This is a genomic window from Pontibacter sp. HSC-14F20, from assembly GCF_019599265.1.
Classification (GTDB): Bacteria; Bacteroidota; Bacteroidia; order Cytophagales; family Hymenobacteraceae; genus Pontibacter.
Genome location: NZ_JAHZTC010000012.1, coordinates 88,369 through 103,468 on the forward strand (window position 1 = coordinate 88,369; position 15,100 = coordinate 103,468).

The 15,100-nt window shown below is 50.0% G+C and carries 12 protein-coding genes; 5 read left to right on the forward strand and 7 right to left on the reverse strand.

Annotated elements, in window-relative coordinates; translation table 11 throughout:
* Window positions 1–89 precede the first annotated feature (89 nt).
* Window positions 90–752: a DUF2238 domain-containing protein gene (locus K3G39_RS13050; RefSeq protein WP_255594304.1), complete on the forward strand. Its 663-nt coding sequence runs from the start codon at window positions 90–92 to the stop codon at window positions 750–752.
* 61 nt (window positions 753–813) lie between these two features.
* On the opposite strand, the gene K3G39_RS13055 is transcribed toward K3G39_RS13050, so the two are convergent.
* The 4 genes from K3G39_RS13055 to K3G39_RS13070 all read right to left on the reverse strand — a co-directional run bounded on the left by K3G39_RS13055 (window position 814) and on the right by K3G39_RS13070 (window position 4,950).
* Window positions 814–1,479, reverse strand: a complete 666-nt coding sequence (locus tag K3G39_RS13055) for an OmpA family protein (protein WP_220626606.1) — start codon at window positions 1,477–1,479, stop codon at window positions 814–816.
* 320 nt (window positions 1,480–1,799) lie between these two features.
* Window positions 1,800–2,561, reverse strand: a complete 762-nt coding sequence (locus K3G39_RS13060) for an OmpA family protein (RefSeq protein ID WP_255594306.1) — start codon at window positions 2,559–2,561, stop codon at window positions 1,800–1,802.
* A 260-nt stretch (window positions 2,562–2,821) separates the two neighbouring features.
* Complete coding sequence (accD, locus tag K3G39_RS13065) at window positions 2,822–3,721, reverse strand: acetyl-CoA carboxylase, carboxyltransferase subunit beta (protein ID WP_220626649.1); 900 nt, start codon at window positions 3,719–3,721, stop codon at window positions 2,822–2,824.
* A gap of 170 nt (window positions 3,722–3,891) precedes the next feature.
* Entirely contained in the window at window positions 3,892–4,950 is a 1,059-nt protein-coding gene (locus K3G39_RS13070; protein ID WP_220626607.1) for a class I fructose-bisphosphate aldolase, read from the reverse strand.
* A gap of 269 nt (window positions 4,951–5,219) precedes the next feature.
* On the opposite strand from K3G39_RS13070, the gene K3G39_RS13075 reads away from it, so the two are divergent.
* Window positions 5,220–5,885 (forward strand): hypothetical protein, encoded by a 666-nt coding sequence (locus K3G39_RS13075; RefSeq protein ID WP_220626608.1) that lies wholly within the window; start codon window positions 5,220–5,222, stop codon window positions 5,883–5,885.
* 49 nt (window positions 5,886–5,934) lie between these two features.
* Here K3G39_RS13075 and K3G39_RS13080 read toward each other — a convergent pair whose 3' ends face one another.
* The 3 genes from K3G39_RS13080 to K3G39_RS13090 form a co-directional block, all read right to left on the reverse strand.
* Window positions 5,935–6,948, reverse strand: coding sequence for a M28 family peptidase (locus K3G39_RS13080; protein WP_255594308.1), 1,014 nt, complete (start codon window positions 6,946–6,948; stop codon window positions 5,935–5,937).
* Window positions 6,938–8,464, reverse strand: coding sequence for a cysteine--tRNA ligase (gene cysS / locus K3G39_RS13085; RefSeq protein ID WP_255594310.1), 1,527 nt, complete (start codon window positions 8,462–8,464; stop codon window positions 6,938–6,940). Before cysS ends, K3G39_RS13080 begins: the two co-directional genes overlap by 11 nt.
* An 82-nt stretch (window positions 8,465–8,546) precedes the next feature.
* Window positions 8,547–9,677, reverse strand: a complete 1,131-nt coding sequence (locus K3G39_RS13090) for an endonuclease/exonuclease/phosphatase family protein (protein WP_220626609.1) — start codon at window positions 9,675–9,677, stop codon at window positions 8,547–8,549.
* Between the two features lie 338 nt (window positions 9,678–10,015).
* On the opposite strand from K3G39_RS13090, the gene rimP reads away from it, so the two are divergent.
* From rimP to infB, 3 genes are all read left to right on the forward strand, one after another.
* Window positions 10,016–10,459 (forward strand): ribosome maturation factor RimP, encoded by a 444-nt coding sequence (gene rimP / locus K3G39_RS13095; RefSeq protein WP_220626610.1) that lies wholly within the window; start codon window positions 10,016–10,018, stop codon window positions 10,457–10,459.
* Window positions 10,460–10,466: 7 nt separating this feature from the next.
* Entirely contained in the window at window positions 10,467–11,720 is a 1,254-nt protein-coding gene (nusA, locus tag K3G39_RS13100) for a transcription termination factor NusA (RefSeq protein WP_220626611.1), read from the forward strand.
* 119 nt (window positions 11,721–11,839) lie between these two features.
* Window positions 11,840–14,911, forward strand: coding sequence for a translation initiation factor IF-2 (gene infB / locus K3G39_RS13105; protein WP_220626612.1), 3,072 nt, complete (start codon window positions 11,840–11,842; stop codon window positions 14,909–14,911).
* Window positions 14,912–15,100 lie beyond the last annotated feature (189 nt).

The window sequence follows — 15,100 nt, forward strand, 5'->3', positions numbered from 1 at the left end:
CGCTTTACCGAAAGCATGTATCCTATTGCGCAAAACATGTGTATCAATTTTAGGTTAATGCTGTATTAAAGCACAAAACCAGTTGGCACATGACCTTTACAATGACTTTTCGCTCTGAGAACAAACTACCTTTCCTTCGCAAGCCGCTACACATAGCTTATACTGCTATTTTCCTGGTTTTCCTGGCGTACACAGGCATTACCACACCAGACCTGCTCAACTGGCTCATCGAAAACTCGCTCACGCTTTCCGTGGTGATCCTTTTGGCGGCATTTTACAACATCTTCCGCCTCACCGATCCCAGCTATACCTTGATTTTCCTGTTTATGATGTTGCACGTGTACGGCAGCTACTACCAGTATGCCGACAACCCGTTTGGAGAATGGATGAAAGGACCGTTTAATTTCCAGCGCAACCATTACGACCGCCTGGTGCACTTTGGCTTCGGACTAATGCTCACATACCCACTGTATGAAATTGCAAGGCGTGGCTTTAACCTGAGCATTTTCTTAAGCAGTGTACTCACACTGTCGCTTGTTCTGTCGCTGGGCGCCTTGTACGAAATTGTAGAGTGGGTTGTGGCGGACCTTGTGTATGATGGAGATGAACAGGGAATGGCCTACCTGGGGATGCAGGGCGATATTTGGGATGCGCAAAAAGACATGGTGCTGGCCTTTGCAGGGGCTTGTATAGCCATTGGGTTTGCTATCGTCTTCCGCAGGCGCAAGCAAGCCGTTGGTTCTGAAAGCTAGCACAAAAAAAGCCAGCTATACCTGATTGGCATAGCTGGCTTTTTTAAGATCTGTTTAATGACTACAAATCACCCCGCTCAGCGGCTTTCTTCATTTTCTCATTTGCAAAGATCGCGATCTCTACACGACGGTTAGCCTGACGGCCAGCTGCTGTAGAGTTATCGGCTACCGGGTGGTCAAAAGCCCAGCCCTGTGTCGTGATGCGGGTACGTGCCACACCCTGCTGTGTAGTATAGTTAGCTACCGACTCAGCGCGACGCTCCGACAGACGTTGGTTTAGATCACGGCTACCGGTGTTGTCGGTGTGGCCCTCAATAATCACGTTTGTATCTTCGTACTTCTTCAGCGTAGTTGCCAGCTGCTGAATGTCAGTTTGTGCATTCGAACGCAGCTCTGCAGAGTTTACATCGAACAGGATACCGGAGTCGAAGGTAATTTTTATACCCTCGCCTACACGCTCTACTTTAGCATTTTCGAGGTCACGGCGCAGCTCTTCGGCCTGCTTGTCCATTCGGCGGCCAATCAGGGCACCAGCCGTACCACCTACGGCAGCACCAATAATAGCACCTGCTGCTGTGTTACCGGCTACTTTACCAATTACACCACCTACTACGGCACCACCACCGGCACCGATGGCGCCGCCTTTGGCCGTACGACTGGCATTACAAGAACTAAATAAGAAGCCGAATACGGCCAGGACTAATAAATAAATTCTAATATGTTTCATTGTTTTTGCTTTTTAAATTTCAATTATAGTTGTCAGATTAAGCCCTTAATACTCAAAATGTATTAAAATGTTGTATCCGCATATAGCAGTTGCACTACTTATCACGCTCAAACTACTAATAACCAGCCCATTACCACTAAACCTTGTTATTCTGCATTAGACAAAGTATATACGTAAACTAATTACAGAATATGCAAAAGCCGTTAAAATGTGGCTTCTGCAGCCTGTAGAGCAGGTTTTCAATAAAAATCTGGTGCACAAAAAAGCGCCTGCCAGGTATACCCGACAGGCGCTTTCGTACAGGTGCTATACCTGATACCTTATTTTACTTCACCGCTTTCGGCAGCTTTTTTCAGCTCCTCGTTTGCTACGATGATAACCTCCACACGGCGGTTTTGCTGGCGACCTTCTGCAGTTGTGTTGTCAGCAATAGGCTGATCAAAGGCATATCCTTTGGCCTCCATACGCGATGCTTCTACACCAAGTGTGCGGGCGTAGTTAGCTACCGACTGTGCACGGCGCTCAGATAAGCCCTGGTTCAGCTCACGGCTACCCGTGTTGTCAGTATGGCCTTCGATGATGATGTTGGTGCCATCATACTTCTTCAGCGTCTCTGCCAGTTTAGCAATATCTTTCTTAGCAGCGGCGCTCAGTTCAGCTGAGTTCACAGCGAACAGGATACCAGAGTCGAAGTTAACGCGGATAGCCTCACCCACGCGCTCTACATTGGCGTTTTCCATGCTCTTCTCCAGTTCCTCAGCCTGCTTGTCCATACGGCGACCGATCACCGCACCAGTGGCACCACCTACAGCAGCACCTATAATGGCACCGGCTGCTGTGTTACCCATACGGTTACCGATGATACCACCTACAACAGCGCCGGAGCCAGCTCCGATAATACCGCCTTTGGTGGTTTTATTCATACCTGTCTTTTCCTGACCGGTAGTGCTTGTATCAGTTCTGTTACCTGTTGTGGTTGACGTATCGCCTGTACCAGAAGTGGTAGGAGCTGTTGTCTGGCACGAAGTGAACAGCATAGTTACAGCCAGCATCGATGTCAACGATAGTTTTACTAATTTCATAGTCATGTGATAAAATTAAAAAAATGGTTATTGGTTGATAGTAGTATTACTTAATACGAGTTGTGTTGCTTTTGTGCTTTCGCAATACTAATGCCAAACGTAGGCACAATATTGTGCTTTACCCAAACTATTACTTTCAGCTGCTGAAAAAGTTTGTTTGCACCCGCTCAGCTTATATTCTGTCATGTTTGAGTACTAGCACAAGAGCCTGTCAGCGACACTAACAGGCTCTTTTAGTCTGAAATTTTAATGCAATCCGTCTATGCCGGCTTGGCAGCTTTCTGAACTTTGGCAGCACCGGCGTTTTCTGCAGTGGCAGGCATGATCATACCCAGCAGGTCAACCAGACGTTGCTTCAGTTCTTTGCGATCCACAATGAAGTCAAGGAAGCCGTGCTCCAATACAAACTCCGCACTCTGGAAGCCTTTCGGCAGGTCTTTGCCAATCGTTTCTTTGATAACACGAGGGCCGGCAAAACCAATCAGCGCACCCGGCTCGGCAATGTTAAAATCGCCCAGCATGGCGTAAGACGCAGTCACGCCACCAGTAGTCGGGTCGGTGAGCAGGGAAATATAAGGCAGTTTTTCTTCTGAAAGCAGGGCTAGTTTAGCAGAGGTCTTGGCCATCTGCATCAGCGAGAAGCCTGCCTCCATCATGCGGGCACCACCCGATTTTGAGATCATCATGAAAGGGGTGCGCGTCTTGCGGGCATGGTCAATGGCGCGGGCAATCTTTTCACCCACCACAGATCCCATAGAGCCGCCGATGTAGGCAAAGTCCATACAGGCGATGGTGATGTCTTTGCCACCGGACTTGCCGTAGGCAGTGCGCACGGCATCTTTCAAACCGGTTTTGCGCTCTGTTTCGACAATGCGCTGCGGGTATGGCTTGGAGTCAGTGAAGTTCAGCGGGTCGCCCGAGCTCATGTCCTGATCCATTTCCGTGAATTTATTGTCGTCGAACAGGATGGCAAAATATTCCTTGGAGCCAATACGGTCGTGGTAGTTGCACTTCACGCAGGTCTTCAGGTTTTTGCGGTGCTCGGTCATGCTGGTCACTGTTTTGCAATCCGGGCACTTAAACCACAAGCCGTCCGGAGTTTCTTTCTTCTCCTCTGTCGGTGTGATAATTCCTTTTTCTACTCGTTTAAACCAAGGCATCATAATCGTATCGGGCGTGCGTGCTGCACATTAAATGGTTGTTCTGCCATACTCCTCTTTCCAAACCGGGCAGATTTGGGCACAAATATAGCCTGCTCCGGAATACTCACAAAAGAGCAATTCCAAAGCAGGCTGTAAAATTAGTTAATAATCAGCAGTTCTGCTACAGATTACGCAAGTGTAATGTCGTTGGCCAGGTATACGTCCTGAATCGCGTTCAGCAACTCCACGCCAACTTTCATGTCTTTCTGGAATGCCTTACGGCCAGAGATCAGGCCCATACCGCCTGCACGCTTGTTAATAACAGCTGTGCGCACAGCATCCGCCAGATCCGACTCACCTTTCGACTCACCACCGGAGTTGATCAGACCGGCACGGCCCATGTAGCAGTTTGCCACCTGGTAGCGAGCCAGGTCAATCGGGTTGTCAGAAGAAAGCTCCGAGTACATTTTCTCGTGGGTCTTGGCAAAACCAACCGCCTTGAAACCGCCGTTGTTCTCCGGCAATTTCTGCTTGATAATGTCGGCCTGAATCGTTACGCCCAGGTGGTTGGCCTGCGCTGTCAGGTCAGCTGCTACGTGGTAGTCTATACCATCTTTTTTGAAAGCATTGTTACGGGCATAGCACCAAAGAATAGTGGCCATACCTAACTGGTGCGCTCTTTCGAAGGCTTCTGCCACTTCTACGATCTGACGCGAAGACTCCTCAGAACCGAAGTAAATGGTGGCACCCACAGCCGTAGCACCCAGGTTCCAGGCTTCGTCCACGGAGCCGAACATGATCTGGTCGAACTTGTTCGGGTAAGTCATCAGTTCGTTGTGGTTGATCTTCACTACAAACGGAATCTTATGGGCGTACTTTCTGGACATCATCGCCAGGTTACCAAACGTAGTGGCCACCGCGTTACAACCACCCTCCATCGCTAATTTGATGATGTTCTCAGGATCGAAGTAAATCGGATTTGGAGCAAAAGAGGCACCAGCTGTGTGCTCTATACCTTGGTCCACGGGCAGGATGGACAGGTAACCGGTACCCGCCAGACGACCATGATTGAAGAGCTGCTGCAGGCTGCGTAATACCTGCGGGTTACGGTTAGACTGCGAGAACACACGGTCTACGAAGTCAGGTCCCGGTGCCTGGATCAGGTCCTTGGAGATTGTTTTACTTTCATACTGAAGCAGGTTCTCCGCTTCAGAACCCAGTAAGGAAACGATGTTATCGTACGACATTTTTTTAATGGTTTTTAATAAAGGGACGTATTGAATTGCAGGACAAATATATAATGCTTTTGTATACTTCAGAAATTATCATGCCTTCTGATTACTTCACAGATATACTGCCCCAACATACCGCATACCGCATTAAAATGTTGCTCTATACCTGACGATCAAAAAACTTTAAATTCCGGGTCTGTCTATACCTGATCATACCTAAACCTAATTCAATTCTGCACTCGTTATACAAAGCAGTAGGTATAAGCATGTTATGCACGTTCGATATGAAACGCAAACTTCTTACAAACGCCTGGCTGCCACTTCTGTTACTGTTGACAGGTATAGCAGGCTGTACTTCTTCTACACAAATTATGGGGTCCTGGAAGAGCTCTGATATCGAAGCTCAGAACTACCGGCGGGTGGTTGTGGCCGCCTTGACCGATAATCTGCTGGCCCGGCAGGAAGTGGAGAATGACCTGCAGGCGCAGCTGCAAACGCGCGGCATCCAGGCCACCCGCAGCATCGATTTGTTCCCGCCCTCAGCCACCGCCAAAGCCAGCCCTGATGTTAATCTGCTCATCGAGCGCATTAAAGCAGACGGACACGATGCTATCCTCACCGCCGCTCTGGTAGACGAGCAAACTGAAACCCGCTATGTGCCCGGCAACATGGGGTATCGCCCTGTGACGCGATTTATGTGGTATGGCAGTTTCAGGGGCTACTATACCTACTGGTACCCTACACTCTATGACCCGGGTTACTACACCGAGGACAAGGTATACTACCTCGAAACAAACCTCTACGACATCAACACGGATCGCCTGGTATGGTCAGCACAGTCCAAGTCGCACAGCCCCCGTAGCCTGCGCAAGGCAGCCAGTAAATTTGCTGAGCTCACCATACAAAAGATGATTGAAGACAATGTGCTTCCCGCTGTAGTAAGCCAATAAAAAAAGGCGCTCCATGGAGCGCCTTTTTTTATGTTAGTCAGGTATAACCTTACTCGTTATACAGCACGTGCAGCACAGTCTGGCCTACTGCTTTCAGGGTGTTTTTGCTGATGATGTCCATCGAGTCAGTATGGCGGTGATGATAGTGCCCGAAGTAGTCGTCCTGATTTGCCATGTTGTACTCAATGATGTCGATCATACGGATGCCGGCTATTGTATTTACATAGTAATGGTCGTCGGTTATGGCCGGAGCATTCACATACTTAAAGTAGTCGGAGTAACCGATCTTATTGCCGGCACGCCATACCTTGTCCACAATGTTGCGGGCATACTGCATGGAGGTGCCTTCGCGGGCAAATTTGGCATTCTCGGCGCCCACCATATCGAGCAGGATGCCATAGTTCGCTTTGTAATTCGGGGTGTGCTTGTTTTTGCTCCAGTGCTGCGAACCCAGGCACCAGTCGTCCTGCATGTAAGGGTAGTCACTGTTGTCAGGACGTCCGTAGTCTTCGCCGTCAAAGAAAATGATATCAATGCCTATACCTGGTTTTTGCTCAGCAGCCTGAATGGTGCGGGCAATCTCGAGCAGTACACCTACACCGCTGGCACCGTCGTTAGCACCGTCAATCGGTTTGTTCTGATCCTTGTCGTCTTTGTCGGCAAAGGGGCGTGTGTCCCAGTGAGCCGCCAGCAGTACCCGCTTGGCTGCGTTGGGGTTGATGGTGCCGATGATGTTGCGCAGATTCAGCATAGTACCGTCAAAAGCACGCGCCTGAAATGTCTGCACCTGTACCTCAGCACCGTAGCTTCTTAGTGTCTCGATCAGCCACTCCCCTGTTTTGTAATGCTCTGCCGTGTTGGGTACACGCGGCCCGAAAGCCACCTGATGATCTACAAAAAAGTAAGCAGAGTCCGCATTGAACTCCGGTGCGTGCACGATAGCTTCTTCCACCTCGGCAGTTGAAACGCGTTCACTGTTGCTTCCGTTCTCAGAAGAGTCGCAGCTGTTAAGCCCCATCGTACCAAACAGCAGCATGGCCAGTAGCTTCATATTATTCTTCATAAGCCCAGTCTATTCCGGTTTTCAGGTCTTTTATCACGATGCCCTGCTTCTTCAGTTCAGCACGAATGGCATCTACCTTATCGTACGCTTTATTCTCCTTGGCCTCTTTGTAGAAACTAAGTACCAGCCCCAGCATTTCTTCCATATCAGCGGTCGGCTCATCTTTCAGGCCCAGCACATCGGTTACCAGTTCGGTATAGGTTGAACGGATGGCATCGAAAGTGCCACGTGTCAGCGCCCCGATTTGCAACTGCCCCAGGTATAGGCTGTTGATTTTCTTGAGCAGGTTAAAGAGCGATGCAATCGTACGGGCCGTGTTCAGGTCGTCGTTCAGGCCACGGAAGCAATCTTCTGTCAGCTTGATCAGTTCTGCGTTCAGCTTCTCATCCGGTGCACCTATACCTTCTTCCGGATACTCCAGTTTCTCGAGTACGCGCAGGCCATTCATCAGCTTCCGATACCCTTTCTGGGCGGCTTGCAGTGCTTCGTTGCTAAAGTCGAGTGTGCTGCGGTAATGTGCCTGCAGGATAAAGAAACGAATCGTCATCGGGCTGTAGGCTTGCTCCAGCATTTTGTGGTTGCCGTTGAAGAGTTCGCTCAGGTTAATGAAGTTGCCCAGCGACTTACCCATTTTCTGGCCGTTCACCGTAATCATGTTGTTGTGCACCCAGTAACGGGCGGCATCGGAGTGGCTGTGGCTGGCCTGGCTCTGCGCAATCTCGCATTCATGGTGTGGGAACATCAGGTCGAGTCCGCCACCATGTATATCGAAAGTTTCGCCAAGGTACTTGCGACTCATGGCCGAGCACTCGAGGTGCCAGCCCGGAAAGCCGTCGCTCCAGGGCGAAGGCCAGCGCATGATGTGCTGCGGCGATGCTTTTTTCCAGAGCGCAAAGTCCATTGGAGAACGCTTCTCGCCCTGTCCCTCAGTGTCGCGGGTGTTACTCAGCAGGTCCTCGATAATGCGGCCGGAAAGCTTGCCATAGTTGTTATGCTTATGGTAGGCTGGCACGTCAAAGTATACCGAGCCGTTCACCTCGTAGGCCATCCCGTTTTCGAGTATCTCCTGTATCATCTGGATCTGCTCAATGATGTGACCGGAAGCACGTGGCTCTATATCCGGCGACTTCACGTTGAGCGTGGCCATGTCCTGCTGATATACATTGGTATAATGTTGCACCACTTCCATCGGCTCGAGGTGCTCCAGCTTGGCTCTTTTCTGAATCTTGTCTTCGCCTTCGTCAGCGTCGTTTTCCAGATGGCCAACGTCAGTGATGTTGCGCACGTAGCGTACTTTGTAGCCCAGGTATTTGAGGTAACGGTACAGCACATCGAAGGTAACGGCACTGCGGGCATGGCCCAGGTGCGGCTCGCCGTATACTGTCGGCCCGCAGACATACATACCCACAAAGGGAGCGTGCAGCGGTTCGAACAGTTCTCGTTTGCGCGTAAGCGTATTGTACAGGTTCAGTTTGTGTTGCATGGTATGGATATGCACAGCATGCGCACAGGGCATGCCTTCTGTTTATACTTGATTTTCTCGGTTAACCTCACTGGCAAACCAAAGTTCAAAATTAAGAAAATATACCGTCAGTGCCTTACTCCTCCTTCGGCTTGATGACATAGGTGGCCGAGATGGGGAAGTGGTCAGAAAGCGGCATTTCGTAATGCGTTTTAAAATCGTAGGCCTCCAGCCCTTCGCTATAGAACTGGTTATCAATACGCAGGAATGGCAGCGGACCGTTGTAAGTGGCCCCCACTCCGTTACCGGCTTTCTCAAACGAGTTGTTCAGTTCACTTACCAATTGACTGTAGGTATAGCTAAACGGAATATCGTTGAAGTCGCCCGTCACAATAACCGGATAGGGTGAAGTTTTGACGTGGTCGAGTAACTGCTGTACCTGCATAGCCCGGGCCCGGAAACCCATGCGCAAACGACGAGCCAGGTTGCGGCTTTCTTTCTTAAAGCTCACTTCATCGCCAATTGCAGAGTAGGTATTTTCGATATCTGCAGCCCTGATGCTCATCGACTGCAGGTGTACAGCATATACCCTAACCGTATCTCCTTTCACATTGATATCAACCCAGGCGGCCCGGTTGGCACTGCGTTTTGAAGTATTTGAGAAGTAGAGCGTATTACCTCTTATGATAGGATATTTTGAGAAAATCACGACCCCAACGTCAGAAACAATACGGTCACTCTGGTAGGTCGACGAGAAAACATACCTGTCATATCGCTTCCCGATCCGGTTAAAATTATTGAACTCAGTAGAATTGACCCGGCTATAAAACTCCTGCAGACAGAACACATCGGCAGGGTGCGTAGCTACCCAATCCACCATCTCTTCCGACACACGCGGCACGCCCTCCACAATCTTTTCGTAAGCGTTAAAGATATGCACGTTGAAGCTGAGCACCTCGAGGGTTTTAGCGCCCATCGGCACTTCCTTATCCCATGAAACAGATAACAGCCGACCATAATGGTTCCAGCCTAGACCGATCACGGCAAGCGGCAGAAAAACATACCACGAGCGCTTCAGCAGCCAGTAAACAAAGAACAAAAAATTGAGGACAAGAGCACCGGGCAGCGAGAAGGCCATAAAGCCGGCAGGCCAGAATTCGTAGGGAGGCACGCGCATGCTCAACACACCCAGCAGCAACCAAAGTACCACCAGGATATTCAGGATCAGCCAGATTCTCCGGCGTATTTGTTTGAATGTACCTGCCACGGTGGCAAACTTACAAATTATGCTTGTAGGAATATCAAGCCTCGCTTCAGAATATATTTAGTTGTGCGGGCTGTAGTGTTCTAAAAAGCAGAACTTTTCGCACGCAGGTTAATGTTACAGAACCGAAGCCCTTCCGGCAGCCCGCATTTGCCATCCAAAAGCCGTCCGAAATCTCCAGAAACCATATAATTACAGCGTACTTAAACACTTATTGTTGTTTATATAATGTTTTTATAGTAAATTTGTGACATTATTTCCAAGGAGATGAGGGGACGCGAGGTCCCCTTCTTTATTTTCTTTAAGTGACTATGGCAATAACGGCACCAAGTATTCGCGCTATGGCTGAGGCCAGCCTACCGGAAAATGACCTGTTCATCGTAGATGTGGCAGTGTCTGATTCGGCGGTGCGTCCCAAGATAACCGTGCTGGCTGACGGCGAGCAGGGCATTACCATTGACCAATGCGCTACCATCAGCCGCCGCGTCAATTCAAAGATCGCGGAGGAGTATGGCGAGGAAATATCTTATGTGCTGGAGGTGAGCTCACCGGGTGTGGATTTTCCGCTCACGCAGCCAAAGCAGTATATGCGAAACATTGGCCGCAACCTGAAACTGAAAATGCAGGATGGCACCGAGAAAACCGGCAAGCTGGAAGAGGTGACAGAAACAGGTATAAGCCTGACACAAGAAATCAAACAAAAAGGCAAAAAGGCAACGTATGAGCCTGTGCAAATACCTTTCGGGGAGATTGTAAAAGCAAATGTTGTAATATCTTTTAAATGATAAAATAATGAACAGTTCAGTCCTGATCGAGTCGTTCGCTGAATTTGCGAAATTCAAGAACATAGACCGCCCGACGATGATGCGCATCCTGGAGGATGTATTCCGTACCATGATCCGCAAGAAGTGGGGCACCGACGAGAACTTTGACATCATCCTGAACGTGGAGAAGGGTGACCTGGAGATCTGGCGCAACCGCGAAATTGTGGACGACAACTCGGAGGACATCTGGGATCATGACAAGATCGCCTTATCAGAGGCACAGAAGATTGAACCTGACTTTGAGGTGGGTGAAGAGGTATCAGAAGAGATACAGTTGGAGGACTTCGGTCGCCGTGCTGTTTTGACTGCCCGCCAAACCCTGATTCAGCGCATCAAGGACATGGAGAAAGAACTCCTGTTCCAGAAATACAAGGACCTTGTTGGCGAGATTATTTCCGGTGAGGTATACCAGGTATGGAACCGCGAGGTGTTGCTGCTCGACCAGGAAGAAAACGAACTGCTGATCCCGAAAGGTGAGCAGATCCCGAAAGACCGTTACCGCAAAGGTGATGTAGTGCGTGCTGTGGTACAGCGTGTTGAGATCGTGAACGGTAATCCGAAAATCATTCTTTCCCGTACATCTCCTGCATTCCTGGAGCGCTTGTTCGAGAACGAGGTACCAGAGATTTATGACGGTTTGATCGCCATTAAAAAAATTGTGCGTGAGCCCGGCGAGCGTGCCAAAGTAGCCGTAGAATCGTTTGACGATCGCATTGACCCGGTAGGTGCCTGCGTGGGCATGAAGGGTTCCCGTATCCACAGCATCGTACGCGAACTGGAGAACGAGAACATCGACGTGATCAACTACACCGACAACCTGGAGCTATACATACAGCGTGCTCTTAGCCCGGCTAAGATCACCAGCATGAAAATAGACAACGAGAACGGCCGTGTATCGGTGTTCCTGAAGCCAGACCAGGTATCGCTTGCGATCGGTAAAGGCGGACAGAACATTAAACTGGCCAGCAAACTGGTTGACATGGAAATCGACGTATTCAGAGAGTCTGAAGTATACGAAGAAGACATCAGCCTGGAAGAATTTACAGACGAAATCGAGGACTGGGTGATTGCAGAATTGCGTCGCATCGGTCTGGACACAGCCAAGAGTGTACTGGCTGTTTCGAAAGAAGACCTGCTTCGCAGAACAGAACTGGAAGAAGAGACGATCGAAAGCGTGCTCTCTATCCTGCGCGAAGAGTTGGAAGAAGAAGACAATCAATAGTTGTGAGTTGCGCCCCATTGCTGTAATTTTGAAAAAAATACAGCAATGGGGCTCGGTTCTATACCTTGCAAGGCAACTATAGTATATTAACAGAATAAATAAAGACAGCATATCAGAACATGGCAGAAGACAAAATCAGGAGGCTCAAACAGGTTGCAACTACTTTAAACATTGGTACAGCTACCATTGTGGATTACCTCTCTGCTAAAGGCTTTGACGTGGAAAACAAACCCACTACCAAAATCACGGCAGAGCAGTTCGGTATGCTGGCTAAGGAGTTCGCCTCTTCCATGCAAGACAAGATTGAGGCAGAAGAACTCAACATCGGCAAGAAACCACAAAGCAACCAGGTTGTGGAATCGGAGCCGCATCACGAGCCAAAGAAAACAACAGAACCTGAGCAGGAGATTCTGATCAAGAACGCGCAGCAGCCGAAAGGCGATGCTCCGGAGGCGAAGCCAAAAGCAGAGCCGGCACCTGAGCCAGCACCTGTTGAATCGAAACTCCCAGGTATAAAAGTACTCGGCAAAATAGAGCTTGACGCTAAAGGCCGCCCTATACCAAAGGCAGCCGCCCCTAAAGCAGAAGAGCCAAAGGCGCCTGTTGCAGAGCAGCCAAAAGTTCCGGAAGCAAAAGCGCCGGAGCAGCCTGTTGCTGCTGCCCCTCAGGTAGAAAAGCCGGTGGAGAAGCCAGCAGCACCTGTGCAGGAAACACCTGCCGCTCCTGCAGCCGAAACACCAAAAGTGGAAGCCCCTAAAGTGGAAGCTCCAAAAATTGAAACACCACAGCAGCCGGCAACGCCTCCTGCCCCTGCTGCGGAACAGAAACCAGCTGAAAAACCAGTTGAGAAAGAACAAGCTCCTGCGCAGGCAGCGGAATCACAGGCCCCGGAAAAGCCGGCACCTACAACTCCTGAAGAAAAAGGACCAGAACAAATAGAAACAATTACAGCAAAAGCCGACCAGCTGAAAGGCCTTACGGTGCTAGGCAAGATTGAATTGCCAGACAGCTCCCGTAGAAAAGGCACCAAGCCGGTAGCGTCTTCTGATGACAAGAAGGCAGGTAAGAAGAAAAAGCGCAAGCGCATTATTGTGGCCGGCCCGGAACAGGGTGGCGGTCAGAACCAGGGACAAAGTGTTGCCAATCCACAGGCTCGCCCAATACAGCACACAGGTGGCGGTGGCGGAGGCTACCAGGGTAATCGTCCGGGACAGCGTCCTGGCGGACCAGGCGGCCGTGGGCCACGCAATGCACCGGGACCACGCGTAGAAAAAGCGGAAGTAACAGATAAGGAAATCCAGGAGCAGATAAAAGCCACACTGGCTAAGCTGAGCGGCGGCAAAGGCGGCGGTGGTAACCGTGCCAAATACCGTCGTGAGAAACGCTCTGCGATTGCCGATGCAACAGAAGAACGTCGTTTGATGGAGCAGGCAGAGTCGAAGACCCTGCGTGTAACAGAATTCGTGTCCGCCAATGACCTCGCCTCGCTGATGAACGTGAGCGTGAATGATGTTATCAAGGTATGTATGCAGCTGGGTATGTTCGTATCCATTAACCAACGCCTTGATGCGGAAGCCATCACCATCATTGCAGACGAGTTTGGCTATGCAGTTGAGTTCATCACATCAGAAGATGAGCAGGCACTGGAAGAAGCACTTGAGGAGAACGAAGAGGACCTGTTGGATCGTGCCCCAATTGTGACTATCATGGGTCACGTTGACCACGGTAAAACGTCCCTCCTTGACTATATCCGAAATGCCAACGTAACTGCTGGCGAAGCCGGCGGTATTACGCAGCACATTGGTGCCTACAGCGTGAAAACCGAAGGTGGCCGTACGGTTACTTTCCTCGATACACCTGGTCACGAAGCCTTTACAGCCATGCGTGCCCGTGGTGCCAAGGTTACGGACGTTGTAATCATTGTGGTAGCCGCCGACGACTCGGTAATGCCACAGACAAAAGAAGCGATCAACCACGCACAAGCTGCTGGTTCACCAATTATTATTGCACTCAACAAAATTGACAAGCCAAGCGCCAACCCGGATAAGGTGCGTGAGGAACTTGCCCAGATGAACATTCTGGTCGAAGAGTGGGGTGGTAAATACCAATCGCAGGAAGTATCTGCCAAAACAGGTCAAGGTATACCAGACCTGCTGGAGAAAGTACTGCTTGAAGCAGAGTTACTTGAGCTCAAGGCGAACCCGAGCAGAAATGCAGTGGGTACAGTAATTGAAGCCTCACTTGACAAAGGCCGCGGTTACGTAGCCACTGTGCTGGTACAAACCGGTACGTTGAACATAGGCGATGTGGTACTGGCTGGCTCTCACTATGGTAGAGTAAAAGCCATGACTGATCACCGCGGTCGCAAAATGAAAGTGGCCGGGCCTTCTACACCGGTACAGTTGCTCGGTCTTGATGGTGCGCCACAGGCAGGTGACAAATTCCAGGTAATGGAGTCGGAGCGTGAAGCCCGTGAGATTGCAAGCAACCGCGCACAACTGCAGCGTGAGCAAAGCCTGCGCACACGTAAGCACATCACTTTGGATGAGATTGGCCGTCGACTGGCGATCGGTACATTCAAGGAGCTGAACGTAATTGTGAAAGGTGACGTGGACGGTTCAGTAGAAGCACTTTCTGACTCCCTGTTGAAGCTTTCAACTGCCGAAGTGCAGGTGAATATCATCAACAAAGGTGTAGGTGCCATTTCAGAATCCGACGTATTGCTTGCTTCGGCATCTGATGCGATCATTATCGGCTTCCAGGTACGTCCTTCGCAAAATGCCCGCAGACTGGCAGAGCAGGAACAGATTGATGTTCGACTGTACTCTATCATCTACGATGCGATCAACGAGGTGAAAGACGCAATGGAAGGTATGCTTGCTCCTACCATGAAAGAGGAGATCACAGGTAACGCTGAAGTGCGCGATGTGTTCAAAATCACGAAGGTTGGTACGATTGCAGGCTGTATGATCACAGACGGCTCTATCCAGCGTAATTCCAAGGTACGTCTCGTGCGTGACGGCATCGTAGTACACGATGGTGAGATCCTGGCCCTTAAGCGTTTCAAAGACGATGTGGCTGAGGTTCGCCAGGGCTACGAGTGCGGTATCAGCCTGAGAGGATACAACGAGATCGAGATCGGAGACGTGATCGAGGCATACGTAGAGAAAGAAGTGAAACGTACGCTGTAGTACAACTGATTTCATGAATCATAAGAAAGGCTCCTGCGAAAGCGGGAGCCTTTTGTTTTGAGTAAGTTAAAAGCGAGAAACTATACCTGATGTGGCTGGCTATACCTGTTGCATTGGCCTGCTTTTACTGTGGTACAGTTGCATCGGGCATCTACTTTGAGGACACATACAAACACAAGTATCCGGCTA

Excerpts from the sequence above, each read along its gene's own strand:
- K3G39_RS13050 (WP_255594304.1), top strand. The coding sequence starts at position 90 with ATGACCTTTACAATGACTTTTCGCTCTGAGAACAAACTACCTTTCCTT.
- K3G39_RS13055 (WP_220626606.1), bottom strand. The coding sequence starts at position 1,479 with ATGAAACATATTAGAATTTATTTATTAGTCCTGGCCGTATTCGGCTTC.
- K3G39_RS13060 (WP_255594306.1), bottom strand. The coding sequence starts at position 2,561 with ATGAAATTAGTAAAACTATCGTTGACATCGATGCTGGCTGTAACTATG.
- accD (WP_220626649.1), bottom strand. The coding sequence starts at position 3,721 with ATGCCTTGGTTTAAACGAGTAGAAAAAGGAATTATCACACCGACAGAG.
- K3G39_RS13070 (WP_220626607.1), bottom strand. The coding sequence starts at position 4,950 with ATGTCGTACGATAACATCGTTTCCTTACTGGGTTCTGAAGCGGAGAAC.
- K3G39_RS13075 (WP_220626608.1), top strand. The coding sequence starts at position 5,220 with ATGAAACGCAAACTTCTTACAAACGCCTGGCTGCCACTTCTGTTACTG.
- K3G39_RS13080 (WP_255594308.1), bottom strand. The coding sequence starts at position 6,948 with ATGAAGAATAATATGAAGCTACTGGCCATGCTGCTGTTTGGTACGATG.
- cysS (WP_255594310.1), bottom strand. The coding sequence starts at position 8,464 with ATGCCCTGTGCGCATGCTGTGCATATCCATACCATGCAACACAAACTG.
- rimP (WP_220626610.1), top strand. The coding sequence starts at position 10,016 with ATGGCTGAGGCCAGCCTACCGGAAAATGACCTGTTCATCGTAGATGTG.
- nusA (WP_220626611.1), top strand. The coding sequence starts at position 10,467 with ATGAACAGTTCAGTCCTGATCGAGTCGTTCGCTGAATTTGCGAAATTC.
- infB (WP_220626612.1), top strand. The coding sequence starts at position 11,840 with ATGGCAGAAGACAAAATCAGGAGGCTCAAACAGGTTGCAACTACTTTA.